This is a genomic window from Acinetobacter sp. YH12068_T (genome assembly GCF_024606005.1).
In the GTDB taxonomy this organism is placed as follows: domain Bacteria; phylum Pseudomonadota; class Gammaproteobacteria; order Pseudomonadales; family Moraxellaceae; genus Acinetobacter; species Acinetobacter amyesii.
The window spans coordinates 2,240,852-2,262,308 of the sequence record NZ_CP094555.1 but is presented as its reverse complement, the minus strand read 5'-3'; the positions used below and the strand labels follow the sequence as shown (position 1 = coordinate 2,262,308).

The 21,457-nt window shown below is 39.5% G+C and carries 21 protein-coding genes and 1 other RNA gene; 13 read left to right on the top strand and 9 right to left on the bottom strand.

What is annotated here, in order from left to right; genetic code table 11:
• Positions 1–56: 56 nt before the first annotated feature.
• The gene (rlmH, locus tag MST18_RS10915; protein WP_078189858.1) at positions 57–539 is read right to left on the bottom strand and encodes a 23S rRNA (pseudouridine(1915)-N(3))-methyltransferase RlmH; all 483 of its coding nucleotides are present in this window, start codon (positions 537–539) and stop codon (positions 57–59) included.
• 152 nt (positions 540–691) lie between these two features.
• Here rlmH and MST18_RS10910 point away from each other — a divergent pair, with 152 nt between their 5' ends.
• On the top strand, positions 692–1,654 hold the full coding sequence (locus tag MST18_RS10910; protein ID WP_180126579.1) for a M20/M25/M40 family metallo-hydrolase: 963 nt from the start codon (positions 692–694) through the stop codon (positions 1,652–1,654).
• Positions 1,655–2,071: 417 nt separating this feature from the next.
• On the opposite strand, the gene lon is transcribed toward MST18_RS10910, so the two are convergent.
• On the bottom strand, positions 2,072–4,498 hold the full coding sequence (lon, locus tag MST18_RS10905) for an endopeptidase La (RefSeq protein WP_180115370.1): 2,427 nt from the start codon (positions 4,496–4,498) through the stop codon (positions 2,072–2,074).
• A gap of 147 nt (positions 4,499–4,645) precedes the next feature.
• Positions 4,646–5,233 carry a 5-formyltetrahydrofolate cyclo-ligase gene (locus MST18_RS10900; protein ID WP_180133635.1) on the bottom strand — a complete coding sequence of 196 codons (588 nt, stop codon included), beginning with the start codon at positions 5,231–5,233 and terminating at the stop codon, positions 4,646–4,648.
• A gap of 158 nt (positions 5,234–5,391) precedes the next feature.
• Between MST18_RS10900 and MST18_RS10895 the strand changes: the two genes are divergently transcribed.
• Positions 5,392–6,482, top strand: a protein-coding gene (locus tag MST18_RS10895) for an IS4-like element ISAba1 family transposase (protein ID WP_257250043.1) whose coding sequence is annotated in 2 segments (ribosomal slippage) — positions 5,392–5,932 and positions 5,932–6,482 — 1,092 coding nt in all. Because the reading frame shifts where the segments join, the coding sequence is not laid out codon by codon here.
• A 76-nt stretch (positions 6,483–6,558) separates the two neighbouring features.
• On the opposite strand, the gene MST18_RS10890 is transcribed toward MST18_RS10895, so the two are convergent.
• Positions 6,559–7,431 (bottom strand): OmpA family protein, encoded by an 873-nt coding sequence (locus tag MST18_RS10890; protein WP_257227533.1) that lies wholly within the window; start codon positions 7,429–7,431, stop codon positions 6,559–6,561.
• Here MST18_RS10890 and MST18_RS10885 point away from each other — a divergent pair.
• The 5 genes from MST18_RS10885 (at position 7,412) to MST18_RS10865 (ending at position 12,131) form a co-directional block, all read left to right on the top strand.
• Entirely contained in the window at positions 7,412–7,891 is a 480-nt protein-coding gene (locus tag MST18_RS10885; RefSeq protein WP_180133674.1) for a hypothetical protein, read from the top strand. The genes MST18_RS10890 and MST18_RS10885 overlap by 20 nt on opposite strands.
• A complete protein-coding gene (locus MST18_RS10880; protein ID WP_180133673.1) occupies positions 7,869–8,213 on the top strand; it encodes a cadherin-like domain-containing protein in 345 nt (114 codons plus the stop codon). Before MST18_RS10885 ends, MST18_RS10880 begins: the two co-directional genes overlap by 23 nt.
• Positions 8,210–10,123 (top strand): type I secretion C-terminal target domain-containing protein, encoded by a 1,914-nt coding sequence (locus MST18_RS10875; protein WP_180133672.1) that lies wholly within the window; start codon positions 8,210–8,212, stop codon positions 10,121–10,123. Before MST18_RS10880 ends, MST18_RS10875 begins: the two co-directional genes overlap by 4 nt.
• Positions 10,124–10,381: 258 nt before the next feature.
• Positions 10,382–11,581, top strand: coding sequence for a YncE family protein (locus tag MST18_RS10870; protein WP_257227535.1), 1,200 nt, complete (start codon positions 10,382–10,384; stop codon positions 11,579–11,581).
• A gap of 85 nt (positions 11,582–11,666) precedes the next feature.
• A complete protein-coding gene (locus MST18_RS10865; RefSeq protein ID WP_180133670.1) occupies positions 11,667–12,131 on the top strand; it encodes a hypothetical protein in 465 nt (154 codons plus the stop codon).
• 153 nt (positions 12,132–12,284) lie between these two features.
• Here the strand turns inward: MST18_RS10865 and ssrS are convergent.
• From ssrS to MST18_RS10850, 3 genes are all read right to left on the bottom strand, one after another.
• Positions 12,285–12,467, bottom strand: a non-coding RNA gene (gene ssrS / locus MST18_RS10860) — 6S RNA.
• Positions 12,468–12,566: 99 nt separating this feature from the next.
• A complete protein-coding gene (locus MST18_RS10855) occupies positions 12,567–12,854 on the bottom strand; it encodes a cell division protein ZapA (RefSeq protein WP_168378082.1) in 288 nt (95 codons plus the stop codon).
• A 2-nt stretch (positions 12,855–12,856) separates the two neighbouring features.
• Positions 12,857–13,408, bottom strand: coding sequence for a hypothetical protein (locus MST18_RS10850; protein ID WP_078192940.1), 552 nt, complete (start codon positions 13,406–13,408; stop codon positions 12,857–12,859).
• 64 nt (positions 13,409–13,472) lie between these two features.
• Here MST18_RS10850 and MST18_RS10845 point away from each other — a divergent pair, with 64 nt between their 5' ends.
• The 3 genes from MST18_RS10845 to MST18_RS10835 all read left to right on the top strand — a co-directional run bounded on the left by MST18_RS10845 (position 13,473) and on the right by MST18_RS10835 (position 16,905).
• Positions 13,473–14,090 (top strand): UPF0149 family protein, encoded by a 618-nt coding sequence (locus tag MST18_RS10845; protein ID WP_180133669.1) that lies wholly within the window; start codon positions 13,473–13,475, stop codon positions 14,088–14,090.
• Between the two features lie 131 nt (positions 14,091–14,221).
• Positions 14,222–15,544 carry a Xaa-Pro aminopeptidase gene (gene pepP, locus MST18_RS10840; RefSeq protein WP_180133668.1) on the top strand — a complete coding sequence of 441 codons (1,323 nt, stop codon included), beginning with the start codon at positions 14,222–14,224 and terminating at the stop codon, positions 15,542–15,544.
• A gap of 185 nt (positions 15,545–15,729) precedes the next feature.
• On the top strand, positions 15,730–16,905 hold the full coding sequence (locus tag MST18_RS10835) for a tetratricopeptide repeat protein (protein WP_180133667.1): 1,176 nt from the start codon (positions 15,730–15,732) through the stop codon (positions 16,903–16,905).
• Positions 16,906–17,088: 183 nt separating this feature from the next.
• Here the strand turns inward: MST18_RS10835 and MST18_RS10830 are convergent, their stop codons facing one another.
• A complete protein-coding gene (locus MST18_RS10830) occupies positions 17,089–17,217 on the bottom strand; it encodes a hypothetical protein (RefSeq protein ID WP_257223716.1) in 129 nt (42 codons plus the stop codon).
• A 775-nt stretch (positions 17,218–17,992) separates the two neighbouring features.
• Here MST18_RS10830 and ubiH point away from each other — a divergent pair.
• The 3 genes from ubiH (at position 17,993) to MST18_RS10815 (ending at position 20,865) form a co-directional block, all read left to right on the top strand.
• Positions 17,993–19,201, top strand: a complete 1,209-nt coding sequence (gene ubiH / locus MST18_RS10825; RefSeq protein WP_180063193.1) for a 2-octaprenyl-6-methoxyphenyl hydroxylase — start codon at positions 17,993–17,995, stop codon at positions 19,199–19,201.
• Entirely contained in the window at positions 19,198–20,442 is a 1,245-nt protein-coding gene (locus tag MST18_RS10820) for an FAD-dependent monooxygenase (RefSeq protein ID WP_180133666.1), read from the top strand. The genes ubiH and MST18_RS10820 overlap by 4 nt, the downstream gene beginning before the upstream one ends.
• Before the next feature lie 174 nt (positions 20,443–20,616).
• Positions 20,617–20,865: a hypothetical protein gene (locus tag MST18_RS10815; RefSeq protein ID WP_078189169.1), complete on the top strand. Its 249-nt coding sequence runs from the start codon at positions 20,617–20,619 to the stop codon at positions 20,863–20,865.
• A 135-nt stretch (positions 20,866–21,000) separates the two neighbouring features.
• Here the strand turns inward: MST18_RS10815 and MST18_RS10810 are convergent, their stop codons facing one another.
• Positions 21,001–21,423 carry a hypothetical protein gene (locus MST18_RS10810; RefSeq protein WP_180008940.1) on the bottom strand — a complete coding sequence of 141 codons (423 nt, stop codon included), beginning with the start codon at positions 21,421–21,423 and terminating at the stop codon, positions 21,001–21,003.
• Positions 21,424–21,457: the final 34 nt, after the last annotated feature.

Below are 21,457 nucleotides of genomic sequence, written 5' to 3'. Positions count from 1 at the left end.
GTTTGTTTCATTGTTGCAACGCTGTAACTGCTATATACGCTGGATGTTAGTTCGGATTAACCCGCACGATGGTAAGGGTGATTATGGTTAATACTCATTGCACGGTATAGCTGTTCGATGAGCATGACACGAACCATTGGATGCGGCAAAGTTAGTTTAGACAAAGACCAATGCCATGCTGCAGCTTTACGTACTGCTTCAGAATGTCCATCTGGCCCACCAATGGCTAAAACCACATCATTGCCTTCAAGCATCCAACCTTTCATGGTTTCAGCCAGTTTTTCCGTACTGAACTCTCGACCACCGACTTCTAAGGCGATCAGCACTTCATTCGATTTCATGGCATTTAAAATGCTGTCACCTTCAATTTGACGGTATTTTAAAATGTCGGCTTCTGAGTCGTTCTTGCCACGTTTAGCCATAGGCAGTTCAATGATCTGCGTTTGAACAAAAGGCTGAATACGTTTGAAATAATCTTCAAAACCCGTCAGAACCCATGCTGGCATTTTTTGACCGATTGTCAGAATACGAATTTTCATACAGCGCCTGAAAGTATACAAAAGAGCATTATAACGGTTCGCTTGCGCTTTGTATGTTCAGACACAATTTGCAATTGAAATCGTGTTCTGCTTGCTGTTTAAATACGCAGCATAAACAGATTAGATCAAAGATGAAAATTGGAATAATAACAATGAAAAAAACATGGCAGGACGGTAAATTATTTTTGCTCAAGCAAGCAGCAATGCTTTCAATTTTTGCATTGTGTTCATTTGCGGCGTATGCCAACAATATTAGAACGGCTGAACCGGATAATTTAAAAGTCTATTTAGAGCAAATTATTGGTAATGAAGCTGAATATCGTAACTATAAGAATATTCAAGAGTTAAACCGGGTGTCTGCTTGGATTCGTGAGCAGATGCGTTTATTTGGTGTGAATTGTCGTTTTCAAACCTATACCGTAAACAGCCAACCATACCGTAATGTGGTTTGTCCCTTAAATGCAGGGCATAGCAACCGAGTGATCATTGGCGCGCACTATGATGTATTTGAGGAGCAGCATGGCGCTGATGATAATGCTTCTGGCGTTGCAGGTGTACTCGAAGCTGCTAGGATTCTTTCGGCTGAAAAAGCGCGTTTAAAACAAAATATTGAATTTGTATTTTATACCCTCGAAGAACCGCCATATTTTAGAACAGAGTCGATGGGCAGTTTTATCCATGCAAAATCGGTAGCAAAGGAAAAGGATAAAATTTCAGGTGTGTATATTCTGGAAATGATTGGTTATTTTGATCCCAAAGTCACCCAAGAATATCCAGTTGGACTGAAATGGATTTATCCATCACATACAAATTTTATTGCATCGGTGGGGAACATTCAGTCTCGTGACTTAACCTCATCGTATTGTGCTGCGATGGAGTCATTGAAGCAGTTGCAATGTGAGCGCTTGATTTCACCTTCATTTATTCAGGGTGTGGATTTTTCAGACCATATGAATTATTGGCAATTTGATATGCCAGCGATGATGATCACTGATACGGCATTTTATCGTAATAAGCACTATCACACCGAGCAAGATACCTTGGATAAATTAAACTTAGACAAAATGGCTCAAGTGATCGATGGTTTGGTGAAAACCATCTTAAATTTGAAATAGCATGTCTTTAAAAACATGACATAAAAAACGCAGCCCCGAAAGCCTGTGGACTGCGATAAAAGGTCATCTACCTGGAGATGTAGATGACCATCTTGTTCCAATGATCATCACGCTTTTAGACGTGATTGGAACCAATAAAGAAACATACAGCGCGTATATCTCTCTACTATATATGTGGGATAGAGGGCGATATTTCAAGTAATAGCATTCAAATTTTGTAAGACTTTCTAATTGGCTATTCTTGATCTTGATGTCGAATTTGAAATAGTTATCCAATCCATAGTTGTAACTGTTGTCTTGAATCTAGTGGTTGTGAAGAATTTGAATGAAAAGTTTCGAATATTTAGTATGAAATAATGGATATAAAAAAGCCCTGTCGAAACAGGGCTTTTTTCTTTTATTGCGAGTTGCTAGCGCTTAGTGACGAGCAGCTTTGCCACCTTCAGTTGCTTTGACAATCGGTGTCTTTGCAAGAGGTTTAGGCATATCAACCAAGGCTAGAGGTAAAATCTCATCAATCGATTTCACTGGTTTAATTTCTAGACCTTCTTTGACATTGTCTGGAATCTCAGTCAAGTCACGAACGTTATCTTGTGGGATAAAGACAAGCTTGATGCCACCACGGTGAGCAGCGAGAAGTTTCTCTTTTAAACCACCAATGCGCATTGCGCGGCCACCAAGACTGGTTTCACCGGTCATCGCAATATCTGGACGAATCGCAATGCCTGTAAACGCTGAAACAAGTGCGGTAGTTAGGGCCAAACCAGCAGATGGACCATCTTTCGGTGTTGCGCCTTCTGGTAAATGCACATGCACATCTGTTTCTTCAAAGCGAATCGCTTCAATACCCAGTTCATCTGCACGGGTACGTACAACGGTCATCGCTGCTGTGATCGATTCTTTCATGACATCGCCAAGAGAACCGGTGGTAATGAACTTGCCTTTACCTTTTACTGCCGCAACTTCAATCGTTAGCAGTTCACCACCAACAGATGTCCATGCCAAGCCATTTACACGACCCACTTCAGCTTCTTCTTCGGCCATACCGAAGTCGAATTTGTGTGGACCTAAGTAGTCAGGAAGATTTTTCGAATCCACTTCAATTTGAAGATTTTTCGCTTTCTTGCTCACTGCTTCTTTTACCACTTTACGTGCAATTTTTGACACTTCGCGTTCTAAGCTACGAACACCGGCTTCACGTGTATAACGTTGTACGATATCGCGAATAGCTTCTTCGTGAACGGTTAATTCTTTTGCACGTAGGCCATTATTCTTGATGGCTTTTGGAACAAGGTAACGTTCAGCAATATTCACTTTTTCATCTTCGGTGTAACCCGGTAGACGAATCACTTCCATACGGTCAAGCAAAGCTTCTGGAATATTCATGCTGTTTGCAGTACAGATGAACATCACTTCAGAAAGGTCTAGATCAAGATCTAAGTAGTGATCATTGAACTTGCTGTTTTGTGATGGATCTAGGACTTCAAGCAATGCTGAAGCAGGGTCGCCACGGTAGTCTTGCGCCATTTTGTCAATTTCATCGAGTAAGAACAGAGGGTTCTTTACGCCAACCTTAGACAAAGATTGCACAATTTTACCTGGCATAGCACCAATATAAGTACGACGGTGACCACGGATTTCAGCTTCATCACGCACGCCGCCAAGCGCCATACGGACAAATTCACGACCAGTTGCTTTGGCAACAGATTCACCGAGTGAAGTTTTACCTACACCTGGAGGACCAACTAAGCACAGGATTGGGCCACGAAGTTTTTTTACACGTGATTGAACAGCAAGGTATTCCACGATGCGGTCTTTCACGTCGTCTAAACCATAGTGATCGGCATCAAGAATGTCTTGAGCTTTCGCAAGGTTAATGCTGACTTTGCTGGCTTTGTTCCAAGGCGTATCTAAAATAACTTCTAGATAGTTACGCACGACAGCAGCTTCGCTCGAAGCAGGTTGCATCGCTTTTAGCTTACGGAACTCATTTTCAGCTTTCTTGCGTACATGTTCAGGTAAATCGGCTTCAGCTAGACGTTTTTCAATTTCTGCAACGTCATCTTCAGCACCGCCATTCATGTCAGAAAGTTCGCGTTGAATGACCTTCATTTTTTCATTTAAGAAGTATTCACGCTGATTCTTTTCCATTTGGCGTTTTACAGAATCATGTAAGGTTTGCTCAATTTGCTGTTCTTCTGACTGTTGTAATAAATACGTCATGAGCTCAGCTAAATGTGCTTCAAATTCATCATGCTCTAAGAATTTTTGTTTTACATCAATATTCAAAGGCACGCGTGTTGCTACGAAGAATAATAATTGTAGCAAATCATCAATTTTATTGGCTGCTGCAATCAATTCACGTGCGTTACGCAATTTTGCTTCTGCATATTGAGCAAATAAGGTGCGTAATTCTTCCACACGATTATTCTGAGTTTCTGAGTCAACAGAAACCGTCATTGGGCTTAATGAATGCTCGGCAGTCAGGTAATCATCGGTATCGATAATTTTTTCTAACTTGGCACGATATAAGCCTTCAATCAGTACTTTTATACAGTTTTCATCATTCTCATGATTCACAACTTGCACAATCTTCGCGACAGTACCGTATTGATATAAATTGTCGTGATCAATTTCTTCTGTAAGCGAATCTTTTTGTGCAACTACGAATACAAGATTGTCACTGTCACGTGCGACATTGACTGCATTGATCGACTTTTCACGACCCACAAACAGTGCAATTTGCATGTGAGGATATACAACCACATCTCGTAGCGCTAAGAGCGGTAATACGCTCGGAATTGTAGTTTCCAAGCTTTCTTCATTCATAATAATCTCAGACATGGGCACTCCTAATGAGTGACAACGGTGTTGCCATGTTTTTTATAGTGATGTGTATTTTTTAAATTACAAGGGTCATGCCAATTAAAATGTATAAAAAATGACTAAATATGTGATTTTTAAGTGTAACTCAGTGTCAAGAATATCAAATTAACGTTTGAAGCTTAAAGTTTGAGATGGGCTAATAAAGCCATCTAGCGGTTGATCCCATGCCTCTCGGACCAAAGAGTCTTGAATGAGTTGAAAATTATGACCAAGTCCTAAACGGTAGGGGGTAGAGTGGGCTGTTGCTAATGTTTTATCGTAGAAGCCACCCCCCATACCAATACGTGTGCCGTACTTATCGCAAGCCAGCAAGGGCATGATTAAAAGGTCAAGATGAGAAACATGCTTCCCACGGCTTGCCATCGGTTCTTTCATGCCGAGTGGGTGATGAGAAAAACGTTTATTAATGTATTGATGACGTGAGATTTCAACCCAAACCAGTTGCTGATTCATGTTGCAAATCATGGGTAAATACACGTGTTTTTGATGCGCAAAACAGTAGTGGATGAGCTTTTGAGTGTGAATTTCACCGAATGCATGTAAATACACGCCTATATGCTGACTGCGCTGAAAATAACTGAGTCTGATTAAACGCTGTAGGACTTGTTGTTCAGCTTGTCGTTGGGCCCATAGGTTTAGGCTACGACGCTGCTTGCGGAGTTGCTTACGAAGGCGGGTGGTGCTGAAAGTCATGATTCATTTCAAAGTAGCACAAAATTCTCAAAAGCATTTTAACGCATTCAAGCTTAAAAGTCCGAAAAAATAGGTTTTATCTTTTTTCTCTGTACACGACAAAAATAGATAACTCATTGAAATAATGTCACAATAATTGTTTTCTAACGACGAATACTATGACACATCTCAATGAGTTATATCTTATCTTAAACAAATCTCTAAAATGGAACAAGTCACATTTAAAGTGCTTTGCGCTCATCATGCTTGTGATCATTTTAAAGCAAACATGTAATCTTTCTTCTGCATCTAAAGCCTTGCCCATCAAGTGCTTACCACAATCATTTTATCGACGTATGCAGCGCTTCTTTGCAGGTCAGTATTTTGATTATCGTCAAATTTCTCAGTTGATTTTCAATATGTTTTCATTCGACCAAGTGCAACTGACTTTAGATAGAACCAATTGGAAATGGGGAAAACGAAATATTAATATCCTGATGCTCGCAATCGTTTATCGTGGAATAGCGATACCTATCCTTTGGACATTGCTTAATAAACGTGGAAATTCAGATACGAAAGAGCGTATTGCTTTGATTCAACGCTTTATAGCCATTTTTGGTAAAGACCGTATTGTGAATGTGTTCGCAGACAGAGAGTTTATCGGTGAGCAGTGGTTTACATGGTTAATTGAACAAGACATCAACTTCTGCATTCGTGTTAAAAAAACTTCATTGTCACCAATCATTTAGGAAAGAATCATAAAATTAGTGATTTATTTCGCCATCTTAAAGTTGGTCAAATTGAATGTCGTAAACGACGGATTTTGGTTGGTCGTGTGAAACTATATATAAGTGCACTACAGTTAGAAAATGGAGAGCTTTTACTCGTCGTTTCTCCTCAGTTTAATTCCAATGCTATTCAGGATTATGCATTACGCTGGGAAATTGAAACCTTATTCAGTTGTCTCAAAGGACGCGGGTTTAATCTTGAAAATACGCGCTTGACAGACCCTAGACGAGTGAAAAAATTGATTGCGGTGTTAGCTATAAGCTTCTGTTGGTGTTACTTAACGGGTGAATGGCAACATAATCAAAAAAAAGCGATAAAAATAAAGAAGCATGGACGACTCTCAATGAGTTTATTTCGCTATGGTTTAGACTATGTTCAAATGGCGATTCAGCATTTAATTGGTTTTGGGAAAAAAGAAGAGTTTAAGGAAATTTTGGCAATTTTAAGAAAGCAGAATCCTGATAGGATAAGGGTTCTGTGAAATTTGTCGTGTACAGAGATCTTTTTTATATAAAGCGTTCCTTAAACACTAGTTTGCTTAAGGAACGCATACTTATTTAAGGTTTTTTTATACCAAGAATTTGCACATCAACACGGCGGTCTGCTTGTAAGCAAGCTTTTAAGGCATTTCGATCTTGCACATCAAAACAACCATTGGTTACAGGCTGAGTTTCACCTGCTGAAGCGAAACTTAATTTGTTTCCAGCAATCCCTTGGTTCATTAAGTAATTTTTGACAGTCTGTGCACGTTGCTGATTATATTGTTCACTGCCTAAACGGTCGGTATGGCCGGTAAGCTTAATCATATCAATACGTGCATATTGATTATTAAGTTTAGTTGCTAGTTCATTCAAGCTTGATTTACCTGCAGGAAGTAAATCGGTTAATTTACCACCATTAAATTTAAATAAAGAATCGGCAGCTAAGTTTATATTATCTAAACTCGGTTCAATTGGTTTTACTACATTATTTAGAGCATTTTCTCTAATCGGGCAATTATTAATTGTAGTGCCATCATTATTTAATATAATAGGTTTGCCGTTATTATCAACTGTAAGTAATAAGTTATTCAAAAGTGACTTTTCGTTTACACAATAGATAACGGAATAATTTTCACAATGATTTGTGCAATTTTTCACCTTAAATTGGTATTTACCTTCTTTTAAATAAAAATCAGCAGAATTATTAATATAAAAATCACCGGCTTTAAAGTCATCTATATAGAGCTTAGTTGCACATTTTGGGTTCTTAGCTTGATCATCTGCGCATAATTTTTCATCACGTTGAACATGTATTTTGTATGCATCAATAGTATTGATTTGAAACAACAAATTATCTGGTTTTGCATATTTATTTACGCCAGGAAAAATTGAACATGCGACAACTGAGCGTCCACAAGTTGAAGTGACTGTGACACCGAATGGTGACATCGTACAGACTTACCCTGATGACACCGATCCATCCACAATTACGCCTGACCAAATTACGGTTAAAGATCCAAATGGCAAAGACATCGTGGTTGAGTTTGGTACACCTGAGACTCAACCAGACGGTTCAATTACGGTAACGGGTAAAGTGCCAGAGGACGTTGAAGGCAAAGTTACGGTTAATGTACCAGAAGGTTCATATGAAGACACTTCGGGTAACCTGGGTCTACCAGGTACAGGCAACGAAAACATCAATATGGTTCCGCTTGTAGCAGAAGTGACGATTACACCAGATGGTAAGATCACTGTGACTTATCCTGATGATGTTGATCCATCGACAATTACAGAAGATAAAATCATTGTTGAAGGTCCAAATGGTCCAATCGAAGTACCATTTACGCCGCCAGTGAAACAACCAGATGGCTCATATGTGGTGACTGGTGAAGTCCCTCTGGAGGGGTGATGGTAACGTTACAGTAACTGTCCCAACAGATAGCTATGAAGATGAATCAGGTAATCCGGGTGAGGAAGTAGATAAAACTGTCCCAGTGGACAATATCGCTCCTGAAGTTGAAACAACCCAAGTGGTTACGACAGAAGATCAAAGTGTGACATTAACATGGGCGCATTTTGGTATTTCAGATGCAAATACAGCAAATGATCAGCTTGTTATTACGGTAACAAATCTGCCAAAAGACGGTGTATTGACAATCGTAGATGCTGCTGGGAATAAAACACCAATCATCGCGGGTCAAACACTATCTTATGCTGATATTAAGGTATGAAAATTTATGCTATTACAGAGAACGGAACTCGAGTATTGCTTGGAACTGCGGATACAAATGGCAATTTAAGTTTTGTCGCTGATAGCATGAGTATCGAAGGTTCAAGCTTAGTGGCGATTGCACCACCAAGTTTGGTTGTTACAGGTAATTCTTTACAGTTGAATGTGAAGCTTGAATCTGTTGCAACTGAAAAATCGAATGGTTCAACTGCAAGTTCAGAACTAGAGTTCGGTGTAATTTTATATCCTGCTTCTGTAACAAACGTAGCACCTGAAATTGAAATTGAACCAGAAGTAGTCACTGTTGGTGCAGCTGTTTCGGGTCAAAAAATTGCTACATATGCTGCATCGGATGCAGATAATGATAGTCTGACCGTGACATTTGCTAATGGCTCGACAGTTAGTGCCGACGGTTTCTATCAATTATCAGTGGCTGATCAATCTGTAACCTTAACTCAGAAAGGTGCGGATCAGCTAAATTCGGGTGCTGTATTGCCTTCGATAAGTCTTCAAGTTACTGATGGTAAAGTTACAACTCCTGTAACTGGCAATGCTGAACTCATTGAGTTAAAAGCAACATTAACAAGTGAAATTTCGGTATCAGGGTCAACATCAGGTGGAACTGGTGGTGGTGCGTCAAGTTCAGTGATTAACGTTCCAAACCTAGGTACGATTTATAAAGATGCTGAAGGTAATTATGTTTCTAATGATCTTGTTGCGGGTGCGAAAATTGTAGATATTGCTGCACAGATGCAAGCTATTATCAATGATCCACAGTATGGTAATGATTTCAATAAAATTAACGATGCGCTAAGAATCTTTACTAATTTGAAAAGTGAAATTAACGTTTCTGAAATTATTATTATCAATTGGGAGAAAATTAACAAAGTTCTGACTCAGAATGAGCTTGGGCTTAATTTCTCAAATAGTTTCCCTAAAGACTTTGGAGGTCAAAAAGGTACTCCGAGTGATTGGATTGTATTTGATGAAGCGTATTCAGGTGAAAAATATCCTGTCAATTCAATGATTTTAAACAACTCTGATACAACCAACTATATTGATGGTTTTAACTTAAGTATTACGGGTGTCCAAAATGTAAGTGGTTTCCAAATTAATATGTTGGAAGGTGTGCTATTTGCGGATGGAACTCAAATTGCTAAGACAGGTGAGAAAAATCAAAATGGACAGGATCAACTTGGTGTAATAGCTCCGGAAGCAGGCGTTCCAGAGAAAGTTTTACAATTTACTTTACATGCAGAAGTTCTAAATGATGCAGAGGAAAATGTGAATGTAAATGGTGTGAAATTTAAATCTGCTGCTCTTGATGCTTTAGTTGATGCCAAAGTTTCGGTAAATGGTATATCAGTAAGCAAAGATTCAGATGGGTATTATACTTATCAAGGCACTTCAAGTAGTCAAGTTGAAGATTTTGTAGTGAAAGTTACAGTCCCTGAAACCTCAATTCAAGATGTAAATGTACTTACAACCCAGCTCGAAACAGAGTTAGGAAACAGTAACAATGTGCTTCCTATTCAGGATACAGTGACTGCGACAGCATCGTTTGCGATGTTCTCATTAGAAAGTGAAAGTTTACTTATTGGTGATATTGTTTTCGACCTTCTCGCAAACGACAATTTGGGCGGTAATACATTAACAACAGTAAATGATTTTTCTATTGCTGACCAAATCGATATATCTTCATTACTTTCTGACGATGCAACTGAAGCGAATCTCGCAGAGTTTGTAACAGTAGAATATGACGAAGAAACTGATTCAGCTGTGATTTCAATTGACCGTGATGGCACATCAGGTACGGAATATGAATCACAAGATCTTGTAGTCTTGCTCAATCAAACGCGCAAAGTCGAACTAGATGACCTAATCAACAATAATCAAATTATTAGTAAATAATTTGATGAACTAAAAAAGCACCTTCGGGTGCTTTTTTTTGCTTCCCAAAAAGTGAATGCAGATTGAAGACTTGGTTTTAATCAACAACTCATCGGAATTAAAACAAATACGCTATATCTACACTTGTATATTGAATAAGCTTTCTTTGCGCTTAAAAAGCGACACTTATCTGATGACGTAGCTCAAAAGGTATGCATAAAAACAAATTAATGGACAATAAAAATGAAAAAGAATTTCTGGATCAGGACACTTCTTTGTATGACGGTTGCGGTGTCGCCACTTACTTTCGCAGCGACAACCACTGCACCCGTTCCACCCAATAGCCAGCAAGTCTTTTTTGTCGGCAATAACTGGGATGGTACGGTTACAGTCATCAATCCTGCAAAAAACTATCAGAAAGTTGGTGTCATCAATATGGTGCCCGACAAAAAAGAACGGCTCACTGAAATTTACCTTAACCCAGTAAAATTGATCGCCTATAGCTATATTCGTAATACAGCAGGAGAGGGAAATGATCAATTGGTCGATGACATGTATTCCACACCAGATGGCAAATCGGTGGTTGCATCACGCCCAAGCTATGCAGATGTTGTCTCCATTAATATTGCTACAGGAAAAATTAATTGGCGCACACCAGTTGAAGGATTTCGCGCAGACCATATGGCAGTATCCCCTGATGGGCAACAGGTTGCTGTTTCAGCATCTTCAGGGAATGTTGTACATATAATTGATATCAACACGGGCAAAGAACTAGGACGTTTTGCGACGGGCGATAAACCACATGAAAATATCTATTTTGCCAACGGTACTAAAATCTTAAATTCAGCCATTGGTAATGTCGAAACAGCCATGGATGCATCTTGGCAAGACTTTACCAAAGGCAAACGCTACATCACGATCGCAGATGCTCAAAGCTATAAAGTCCTCAAAAAAATCGATTTTAGACCTGCTTTAGATGCCGTAGGACGTAAAGACCTGTCTAACTCAGTTCGACCGATTGTATTTAGTAAAGACGAATCCAAAATCTATGCACAAGTCTCATTTTTTAATGGCTTGGTCGAATATGATCTCAATCAAGGCAAAGTCACACGCATTGCACAGCTTCCGGGAAGTACAACTATTCCCTCTGATCGCACCAAATGGGTGAATGACTCCCGTCATCATGGGCTTTCGATCAGTGGAGATGGTGAAAAACTATGTGTTGCAGGAACGATGGATGATTATGCCACCATCGTCGATCGTAAAACTTTGACCGCGGCGAAATTGATTGCTGCAGGCAAACCGTATTGGGCAACGCAAAGTCCAGATGGTAAGCGTTGTGTCATTTCTGAAAGTGCCACAGATGCAGTAACCGTGATTGATTTTGCAACAGGTGAAAAAGTCATCACAGTTCCAGTTGGCAATCACCCACAGCGTGTTCGTTTAGGTTATGTACCAGCAGGATGGGGCAGTCAGTAAAACAGTTTAAATCAAAAGAAAATGGAAAAATCAGAGTCAAATCGGCTCTGAATTTTTTAATTGAAGAACATTTAGAGATTGAATCATGTATAAGAAATGGATTGTTATCGGGTTAGTGGTTGGCTTGATTTTATTGTTGATGATTCAGTTATTAAAACCAAAGCAGCAGGAGGTTCATGAACAGCTACCGTTAGATCAACAAAAAGTGTCTGAAATACGTTCAGAGCGAACTACAGAAAATGTATTGCAGTATTCAAGTTCTAATTCCAAACAATTAATACTCGACAGTGAAACGCACTCTGACCTATTACAGCAACGTGAACAGGTATATCAACAATTTCAGCAAATAAACACGCTGATGAGTCAGGGACAGCAGCCGAATCAAAATCAAGTACTCGCTCTACTCGAGCAACAATATAACTTGGTTAAAAAAGGCGTCGTGAAATTGGATGAAGCCATTTCATCAATTCAATATTTACGACAAATACTTCCTGAAATGGACAGAGCTTTGGATAGACAGTTAGCTAAACTGGAACAACTCAAAAAATGAATTAACTTGAATAAATAAACTTTTAAACTAACTAAACTTAAATGAAATAATTATGTTGAAGAACAAAAGTAGAGGGGCACGAAAATAGAATAGTAAATTAAAAAATGTTTTTTAAATCAAATGCTTGTAATTTAAATAAGGATTTGGAAAATAAACACTCCGAAGATGCCGCTGCAAATGTCGTGACCCTGAACCCGATGAGTTCAAGGTGGACGCGACGTACACTCGCTGGGTTTCCCACTCGAGGAGGGCATACGCTCAGAATATACAGAACACATCCATAAGTTTAAGTATCGGCAGGGGATTAGACCTAGCTGGCGAACACCTCAGAGATGTGCTCAGTATAACGAATTCAGCGTTATTGGCAAATCACCAAACACTGACAAAGTGTTTAAAATGAAGCAATCGGGCAAAGTATAATCACTAAACCACCGATTAATCAGTCAATTCTTCAACTTGTTCCAAAATATTTTGCAACAAAAGTTCGCAGTTTGCATATTCTTGCAAACTCTTATTCATTGACAGGACTTCTTGCATTAATTCAAGTGCGACCATAATGATCAGCTTACTCGGTTCCATACGTGGTGCTTTACGACGAAATTCATCGTATTTGTCATTCAGTAATTGTGCTGCGCGTTCTAAATCGGCTTGTTGGTCTGAAGTAGTTGCTAAACGGAAACTATGACCTAGAACTTTTAAATCAACTGCAATTTGTTCACTCATGATCAAACTTCCTCATTACTTTCAGTCGGATGTGCCAATTGTTGAATTTCTTGCGCATGTTGATCTTGAGCTGTACCTAAAATAGCTAAACGTTGAATAATCGCTTCAACTTTTGCTTTGGCATGTTCATTTTTTTGCAATAAACGTTCACGTTCTTGCTGCAAACCTTGAATTTCTTGTTGAGCATGACGCTGTTCATTTTGCATCTTTTCTTTAACGATACGTAGCTCATTACGTTCTGCCAAAATTTCTTGAAAACGATTTTTTAGATCAGTACAGCTTTTTTCAAGACGGCTATATCGGTCAGCCAAAGCAGTTGCATCAGTATTCAGCTGTTGAAGTTGAGCACGTGAATCAGTTAATTGCTCATTCAGCGTATCAATTTCTTCTTGTTTGGAGGTGATAATACCGTTCTTATGTACAATTTGAGCGTGATGGTGCTCATCAGACGAGTTTTTCTCATCTTGTAGGGCATTATTTTCGCTTTCAAATTGCGCCAGTCGCTTTTTTAAAACGCTAATATGCGCTTGTAGACGCTGTAATTCTTCTAACATAACGTAGTCGCACAGTCTTGCAAACAAAGGTAATATATACGAAGTATAGAGATTGGATAAGCGAATGCAAGACGATATTTCAGGTTGGTCAGATTGGTCCCAGAATTTTTCTAAAATTGAAGAAATTTCAAGCCCAAGTGAGTTACATGGTCTACTCACTGGTATAGTTTGTGTGTCACAACCCCCGAGTCGTGAAGAGTGGCAACAAATTTTAGCAACGCTTGATGTAGCTGAATTAGACGAAGATGCGGTGGCATTGTTGACTGAAGAAGCAGAAGATGTAGCTCATTCACTTTCAGATGATGAACTCGACTATCTTCCTTTATTACCAGATGATGATCACTTGCTAGGTGAGCGTGTGCAAGCCTTGGCAGATTGGTGTGCAGGTGTTGTTCTTGGTTTTGGTTTAGCGGCAGGTCATCTGCGCACCAATGAACAAGAATTGATAGAGCATTTACAGGATGTCGCTTCAGTAGAATTTGAAGATTCAGATGATGATGAAGAAGGTGAAGAAAGCTATCAGGAATTATACGAATTTGTTCGTTTAATCCCAGTGAGCCTTTCTATGGGACGTACCAAAGTTGATGTTTCAGAAACACCGTTGCTACAACTAAGCGCTAAAAATTCATCGGCTCAAGTGGGTAATGTGGTTGAAATGTTCACCCCACATCGTCCATGCTAAGGCATTAATTTTGCTTATATCTATGTGAGGTGTTACGTGTTTTTATACATTCCTCACATAGATTGAGAGATTCATATTCCATTGAATCAAAATTTAAACAATATCAGCTAGCAGGTATAAGAAGTATTTAAATGAAGAAATTAACTCAAGCGGATTTTCAAGAACGTCGAGACATCCTTGCGGGTGAAATGGGACTACGTAGTATTGCAATTATTGCAACGAGCAAAGAAGCCATGCGTAATCGCGACGCAGATTATAAATTTCGAGCTGATAGTAGTTTCTTTTATTTAACAGGTTTTGCTGAACCTGAAGCGGTTGCAGTGATTGAAACCTTTGATAGCGAAGAAGAAGGTTATAGCTATAGTTTGTTCTGCCGTGAACGTGACCGTGAAATGGAAATTTGGAATGGCTACCGTGCGGGTGTAGATGGGGCTGTAGAAGATTATGAAGCTGATGAGGCTTATGCCATTGATTTATTAGACGAAGAAATTTTAGAAAAATTACAAAATAAAGATAAATTATTCTACCGTATTGGGCAGCAACCAGATTTTGATGCTCGTGTGGCGCAGTGGATTTCGGCTGCAAGTGGTGAATCACGTAAGGGTGCAAGTGCGCCTGCTCAAGTCATTCAACTAGATCGCATCATTGATGAAATGCGTTTGCATAAGTCTGATGATGAACTTGAATTGATGCAAATTGCTTCGGATATTTCAGCAGAAGCGCATACTCGTGCCATGCAAACGGTTAAACCGGGCATGATGGAATATGCACTAGAAGCAGAACTGAATTATGTCTTTGGTAAAAATGGCTGTGTGCCTTCCTATAACAGCATTGTCGGCGGCGGTGAAAATGGCTGTATTTTGCACTATGTGGAAAATGACAAAGAACTCAAAGATGGTGATTTGGTACTGATTGATGCAGCATGTGAATATCAGCTGTATGCCTCAGACATTACCCGTACTTTCCCAGTCAACGGTAAATTCAGCCCTGAACAAAAAGCACTTTATAATATCGTACTTGATGCACAAATTGCGGCGATTGATGCGGTGCGTATCGGCAACTCTTATAAAGAACCACATAACGTTGCAGTGCGTATTTTAGTTCAAGGTTTATTGGATCTTGGGATTATGCAAGGAGATATTGACGAGATCATTGAAAAAGAAGCTTACCGTCAGTTTTATATGCATGGTACGGGTCATTGGCTTGGTATGGATGTGCATGACGTCGGTTCATACAAACAAGAGGGTGAATGGCGTGCCTATGAGGAAGGTATGGTTGTGACGGTTGAACCGGGGCTCTATATTGCGCCTGATGATGAAAGCGTTGATGCGAAATGGCGTGGTATCGGTATTCGTATTGAAGATGATGTGGCTGTAACTAAAGCAGGTCCACGTGTTTTAACAGCTGCAGTGGTCAAGTCGGTGGAAGACATTGAAGCCTTGATGGCAAAGTAAAATTTACGAAATAAAAAGCCGGTCAAATGATCGGCTTTTTTTATCTACAAGCAGTCTTATAAATACTAGTCATATAGACAAGGTTAATTAGCAATGTAGTTGATTTTATTATGTTAAGTTTTTACAAAAATTAGATATAAGTCTTTTTAAATTAATCGTATAAATTTTTTATTTTAATCATAATTATGGGCGTTAGAAAAGCTGGGGTGGTTATTCCCTTTAATGGCAATCAACAGGATATTGAAAGACTGGTAAATGATTGGCTGGTTTATTTTGAAGAAAACTCAAAATCTGCATTAGATATAGAGTGGCTGACGGATCATATTGTTTGTATCAATAGTGCCGGATTAGCACATTTTGCTTTTACTGAACCTGAAAAATGGAGCAGTTTGCTAAGCAGTCAGTTGCCGATGAAATGGATGATCTTCTTTGATTTTGCAGACACAAATTCAAGCTATAGCTATGCGCTTTATAAAGAGGGTGTAGAAATCAGATGTGTCATTCAAGCGGAAGAAGAGGAACTTTACATGGATGGAGAAAGACAAGATTTTGAAAAGGAATGGTTAAACTTTTCAACAAGGTATTTATACGAATATGTTGAAAATGGCAAAGTTCAAAAAAAATGGACGACTGATTTAAACAGTTTAAAAGAAGAAATCAATCAAGATTTGGAAAGCTATTATCAGTATTATTATTTTAGCGAAAAGGATCATTTAATTTATCATACTCAATTGGTTCGGCAGTTATTGATTGAACTCTTTAAAAACTATGTCGGTTTTGAAATCTTTGATAGTGATTATAATCCAGTAAAGAAAATAAAGTTTAAGTATAACAATCAGCGTACTTATGATGATTATTTGAGTTTAGCCTCAAGAGGGGATATTGCAGCCCAAATTAAATTGGGTGAAATGTATGAAACGGGATGCGGCGTCGAAAAAAATGATGTTACAGCACAAGGATGGTATCAAAAAGCGGCTGATCAGGGTGATGATGCAGCGATGCTGAAGTTAGCCGTGCTGTTGTTCAAAAAGCCATTTAAAACAGATATTCATATCGCTTTAGATCTACTGAATCAGTCAGTGGAAAAGGGAAATATAAACGCAAGAACGACTCTTGCTGAAATATATGAAAAGGGCGAAATTCTTGATCAAGATTATAATGTAGCAATGAACTTGTACAAGCAATCGGCAAAACAAGGCTGTGCAATTGCTCCCTATAAAATTGGCTTAATGTATGAGCTAGGCAATGGCGCAGCTCAAGATTTAAAGATGGCGAAACGCTGGTATCACCAAGCGGCGAATGCTTTTAATCAAGATGCAGAAATTCGATTGCAGAAATTAATCCAGCATTTTAATGCTTAAGCCATTCATTTAAATTATTCCGTATTAAGGAGATCATTTCTGTCTTTTGTGTTCTATATCTTTATCTATAGCAATGAAAATAAATTGAATACATGAGCGCAATATTTTGACCAAATCATGGAAAATATTAAATAAATATAAAAAAAGCCGATCTATTGATCGGCTTTTTACTTCATTCAAACATTAAGATTTTTGCAAAAACTCAGTCGCTAATTTTAAAAACTCTTCCGGTTTTTCATATACGGCCAAATGTCCGGTTGCCGGTTCAGCATATTCAGCATGTGAAATCAGATCTATAGCATATTTGACCATACACTCGGGTGCATATAATCATAATTACAGCCATTCACTAATGTTTGTTTGTTGATTTTTTTTCGCTGTCTCAGTCACATCGGTATGAATCTACAACTCAGCTTGGTGGGTAAATCTTTCTCAATTATTGGTTTGCAGCGTATTTTCTAAGGTTTGCGCCATAGTATTTTCACACCATGCCAAGGTAAAGTTGGCGCTAAAACCTGTTTGAATAATAGTGCTCGACATCGCTTTAGAGTTGCTCTGTACCTAACTCAAATTAAAGCTTGGTACGTGCATCAACTTTAGGATAAGGCGCCAATAACACAACAAAAATTACATTTTCTGGATATATTCTGCTGCGGAATATATCCAGAAAATGTTGTGTAATGAAAAGCTCATTAAACCGAATGGTGTAACATAAGTGGTTTCTGCAGCTGCAATCACTTATTCAACTAATTGAGCAATGGCTAAAGGCTGATCATCAGGTTGTTAGCTTGATATCATCCTTTTGAATGCATCAAAACATGACATGTTCAAATGACGCTGATTTACGCAAATGATGGTTGATTCTGATGGACTTAGTCATTTTTATTGTGATTTTCTCTTTTTTTAAAGATGAATATTTACGGCGAGAGATGATTTATTTTGTATTTATTCAGTGCAAATACCCGCAACAAATTTGTATTTCATTATAAAAAATCATGCCCTTGATGTAAGATAAAATCCATTACAGATTATATGTATTTCGAGTGAATTTCCTAAATTCGAATACTTGATAAAAAAGGAAGTAAGCATGCAGCAAGAAGTCATCATTGTCGGTGGTGGTATGGTCGGTTTAAGTCTGGCACTCATGTTGGCCAAAGCCAAAATTGGCGTAAAACTTTTAGAAGCCATTAAATACCCAAATTATGATGATGCAAACCTTGCGCCTTATCACTCTAGTTTTGATGCGCGAAACAGCGCCTTGTCACGCCGTACGGTGCAGATTTATCAAGAACTTGGTCTGTGGGATGCTTTGCAAGAACATGCCACGCCTATTTTAGAGGTGAATATTACAGAGCAAGGCAGTTTTGGTAAGGCACGACTCAAAGCAGAACAAGAAAAAGTCGAAAGCTTTGGACAAGTCATTGAAAATGCATGGCTCGGTCGTGTGTTGCTCACAGAAGTCAAAAAACAACCATTAATCGAATTAATTGATGGCGTACAAGTGACTTCACTGACGCAAGATGCAGACTTTGCATATATAGAAGCACAGCGTGCTGAAGAACAGCTCAAACTACAATCTAAAATCGTGATTGCCGCAGATGGCCGTGATTCATTCTGCCGCAAAGCCCTAGGCGTTGGCGCATCAGAACATGACTATGACCAAGTGGCGATTGTCACTACGGTGCAAACCTCTAAACCGCATGCTCATGTCGGTTTCGAGCGCTTTAGTCCACTTGGCCCGTTAGCGCTATTGCCACTTCCGGGTGAATACCGCCGCTCAGTGGTTTGGCCTGTTCCTAAAGGAACTGAAGGCGAGTGGATGGGTGATGAAAATGATCAGCACTTCTTAGATGCCTTACAAGAAACTTATGGCGACCGTGCAGGTAAATTCCAAAAAACGGGTAAACGTTTCAGCTTCCCATTATCCCAAGTGCTTGCAGAAAAACAAGCTGTCGGCCGTGTAGTGCTGATGGGCAATGCTGCACATACCATTCATCCAGTGGCGGGTCAGGGTTTTAACTTATGTATGCGTGATGCCTATGTACTGCGCCGTTATTTAACAGAGCAAAGTACCCAAGGTGCAGATTTGGGTGATGCAGCTATGTTGCTGGATTATGAAAAATCGCGCCTGACCGATCAGCAGCGGGTGATTAAATTCTGTGATTCAGTTGTACGTGGTTTTAGCAACCAGAATCCAATTTTAAAACTCATTCGCAATACAGGATTAGTTGCCTTTGACACCATTCCGGGTATCAAGCCTTTGGTCGCGAATTATGCAATGGGGCTAAAAGCATGAGTTTCAATCAAACAGATGTACTGGATGCTGTGATTGTCGGCGGTGGCTTGGTCGGTGGTTTAACGGCATTGTTATTGGCGCAGGGCGGTGTGCAGGCTACGGTATTGGATGCGGCACCTATATTGGATGCAGAAAAAACCAAAAGTATTGCGAATCCTCGAGTTTTGGCGCTCAGTCAAGCCACTATTCATTTACTCAAGACCGTGGGTGTTTGGGAAAAGCTTGCTCGTCAGCAGCCTTATACAGGCATGCAGGTGTGGAATAAAAATGGCTATGGCGAAATCAATTTTGGCCATGCTACAGAGCAAACGCCATCAGTTGAGCAAGCTTTAGGTTCAATGGTCGAACCAAGTGTTTTGAATTTAGCTATTCAAGAAAAAATGCTAGAACAACTCGAAGACTACCGAACCCAAGTCAAGGTCAGTCGAGTTGAGCGTGGCGTTGGTGTATGGATCATTCACCTCGCAGATGGTACCCAGCTCAAAACAAAACTGGTGATTGGAGCAGATGGTGCAAACTCATTTGTCCGAGAACAAGCTTTCATCGATCTAGATGTCTTGGACTATAAACAGGCGGGTGTGAGCTGTGCAATTAAAACCGCCCAACCGCATCAGCATGTAGCGCGTCAAATTTTCTTAGAAACTGGGCCTTTGGCATTTTTGCCGATGGCGAGTCTGAAAAAAGAAGAAAGCGGTTATTGGCAATCCATTGTGTGGACCTTACCAGATGATTATGCCGATGAATATGTCGCTTTATCCGATGTGGAATTTACTGCGTTGCTCACTCGAGAAAGCCATCACATGCTCGGCGAGGTCTTAGAAGCAACACCGCGTGCTAAATTTCCATTGAAAGCGCGAGCAGCACAGCAATATGTGCATGATGGTCTGGCGTTGATTGGTGATGCGGCCCATGTGATTCATCCGCTTGCAGGACAAGGCGTGAATATTGGTTGTTTAGATGCAGCAGTGCTTTGCGATGTGCTTTTGACCGATAAAAAACGGGGTGTGTGGGCACATGAACAAAGTTTGAAGCGATATGAACACCGTCGTAAAGGGCAAAACGATGCCATGATGCATAGTATGTCCGCGATTGGTTGGTTAGAAACCACCACTTTTTCACCTGTGGTGTGGGCGCGAAACTTTGGTTTAAAACAAGTGGAAAATCAGACTGTTCTAAAAGATGCGTTTATGGCTCAAGCCAATGGTCTGAGTATTTTAAAAGAGACAATCTACGCAGCTTAGGTCAAAGTCTGATATTTTTTAGACAGTCGTATAAACAAGGTTACGATTTTGATTAAAAAAGATACGATTTTTTGATTGTGGGTACTAGTCGAAATGCTCAGAGATTGCTAAATTTCTGTTAATTTAAAACCAGCCATTCGCTGGCAAACAGAAGTCATTCGCGGGGAGAACACAATGACTGATATGAACGATTATGATGATCCAGAAGATTCAGTAGTTGATGAAGATGAAGCACAAGCAGCTGAAAAAGGTGCAGGTGACGCAGCTGATTCTGCCTCTGATGGTGACACCTCTGAAGCTGAAACATTAACAGTGACTGCAAAACTAAAACAACGTCAGGCGCTTGAAGATGAAGTTGCTGCGTTCTTAGCGCGTGGTGGTCGTATTACCGAAGTCCCTCCAGACGAATCGGCAAAAGATTAAAAATGAAAAAACACCACGTCATGTGGTGTTTTTTTTTTGCTTCATTCGCTTGTGCGAGGATGCATGTCATTCAGTTCTTAACTCTGTAGCATGTTTGCTCAAGAAGTTAAGTCGTTAATAAGATGTGAAGTCGCTTCAAGCCGTCTTTGGCTTCATATATTTACGACTGATCGCGTAAATAGGATAGAACACAAAATGCAGTAAAAGCAAAAACATACAATTAATAATAAATGCAGCAATATACGGCGGTGCATGCATGGCCGCCACAGCAGCGACAAAAGATTGAAAAAGTAATACCGCACTCAAAACGACATAAGCCCAATAGCGATGCCTATCCCAAAATTGGCTCAGTTTCAGTAAATTACCGACTACAAAATAGAGGGAACAATATCCACAGACCATCGCAATCGCGCTATGATCGGCCGTCATTTGCTCGCCACTAATATAGTGCGGATAGGGTTGAATGCCAGTAAAAATAATATGTACAAGGGCCGTGAGCCAAACCAGATTAAAGAGAATGAATACCAGCGGTTTTTTGACAGACAGATTTATGGACATGTTATAAGCAACTTTTTTCATTCTATTTAAATTA

Bases quoted from the DNA above. Each gene is read 5' to 3' on its own strand.
- rlmH (WP_078189858.1), bottom strand. From the start codon at position 539: ATGAAAATTCGTATTCTGACAATCGGTCAAAAAATGCCAGCATGGGTT.
- MST18_RS10910 (WP_180126579.1), top strand. From the start codon at position 692: ATGAAAAAAACATGGCAGGACGGTAAATTATTTTTGCTCAAGCAAGCA.
- lon (WP_180115370.1), bottom strand. From the start codon at position 4,498: ATGTCTGAGATTATTATGAATGAAGAAAGCTTGGAAACTACAATTCCG.
- MST18_RS10900 (WP_180133635.1), bottom strand. From the start codon at position 5,233: ATGACTTTCAGCACCACCCGCCTTCGTAAGCAACTCCGCAAGCAGCGT.
- MST18_RS10890 (WP_257227533.1), bottom strand. From the start codon at position 7,431: ATGTCACCATTCGGTGTCACAGTCACTTCAACTTGTGGACGCTCAGTT.
- MST18_RS10875 (WP_180133672.1), top strand. From the start codon at position 8,210: ATGAAAATTTATGCTATTACAGAGAACGGAACTCGAGTATTGCTTGGA.
- MST18_RS10870 (WP_257227535.1), top strand. From the start codon at position 10,382: ATGACGGTTGCGGTGTCGCCACTTACTTTCGCAGCGACAACCACTGCA.
- MST18_RS10865 (WP_180133670.1), top strand. From the start codon at position 11,667: ATGTATAAGAAATGGATTGTTATCGGGTTAGTGGTTGGCTTGATTTTA.
- MST18_RS10855 (WP_168378082.1), bottom strand. From the start codon at position 12,854: ATGAGTGAACAAATTGCAGTTGATTTAAAAGTTCTAGGTCATAGTTTC.
- MST18_RS10850 (WP_078192940.1), bottom strand. From the start codon at position 13,408: ATGTTAGAAGAATTACAGCGTCTACAAGCGCATATTAGCGTTTTAAAA.
- MST18_RS10845 (WP_180133669.1), top strand. From the start codon at position 13,473: ATGCAAGACGATATTTCAGGTTGGTCAGATTGGTCCCAGAATTTTTCT.
- pepP (WP_180133668.1), top strand. From the start codon at position 14,222: ATGAAGAAATTAACTCAAGCGGATTTTCAAGAACGTCGAGACATCCTT.
- MST18_RS10835 (WP_180133667.1), top strand. From the start codon at position 15,730: ATGGGCGTTAGAAAAGCTGGGGTGGTTATTCCCTTTAATGGCAATCAA.
- MST18_RS10830 (WP_257223716.1), bottom strand. From the start codon at position 17,217: ATGGTCAAATATGCTATAGATCTGATTTCACATGCTGAATATGCTGAA.
- ubiH (WP_180063193.1), top strand. From the start codon at position 17,993: ATGCAGCAAGAAGTCATCATTGTCGGTGGTGGTATGGTCGGTTTAAGT.
- MST18_RS10820 (WP_180133666.1), top strand. From the start codon at position 19,198: ATGAGTTTCAATCAAACAGATGTACTGGATGCTGTGATTGTCGGCGGT.
- MST18_RS10815 (WP_078189169.1), top strand. From the start codon at position 20,617: ATGACTGATATGAACGATTATGATGATCCAGAAGATTCAGTAGTTGAT.
- MST18_RS10810 (WP_180008940.1), bottom strand. From the start codon at position 21,423: ATGTCCATAAATCTGTCTGTCAAAAAACCGCTGGTATTCATTCTCTTT.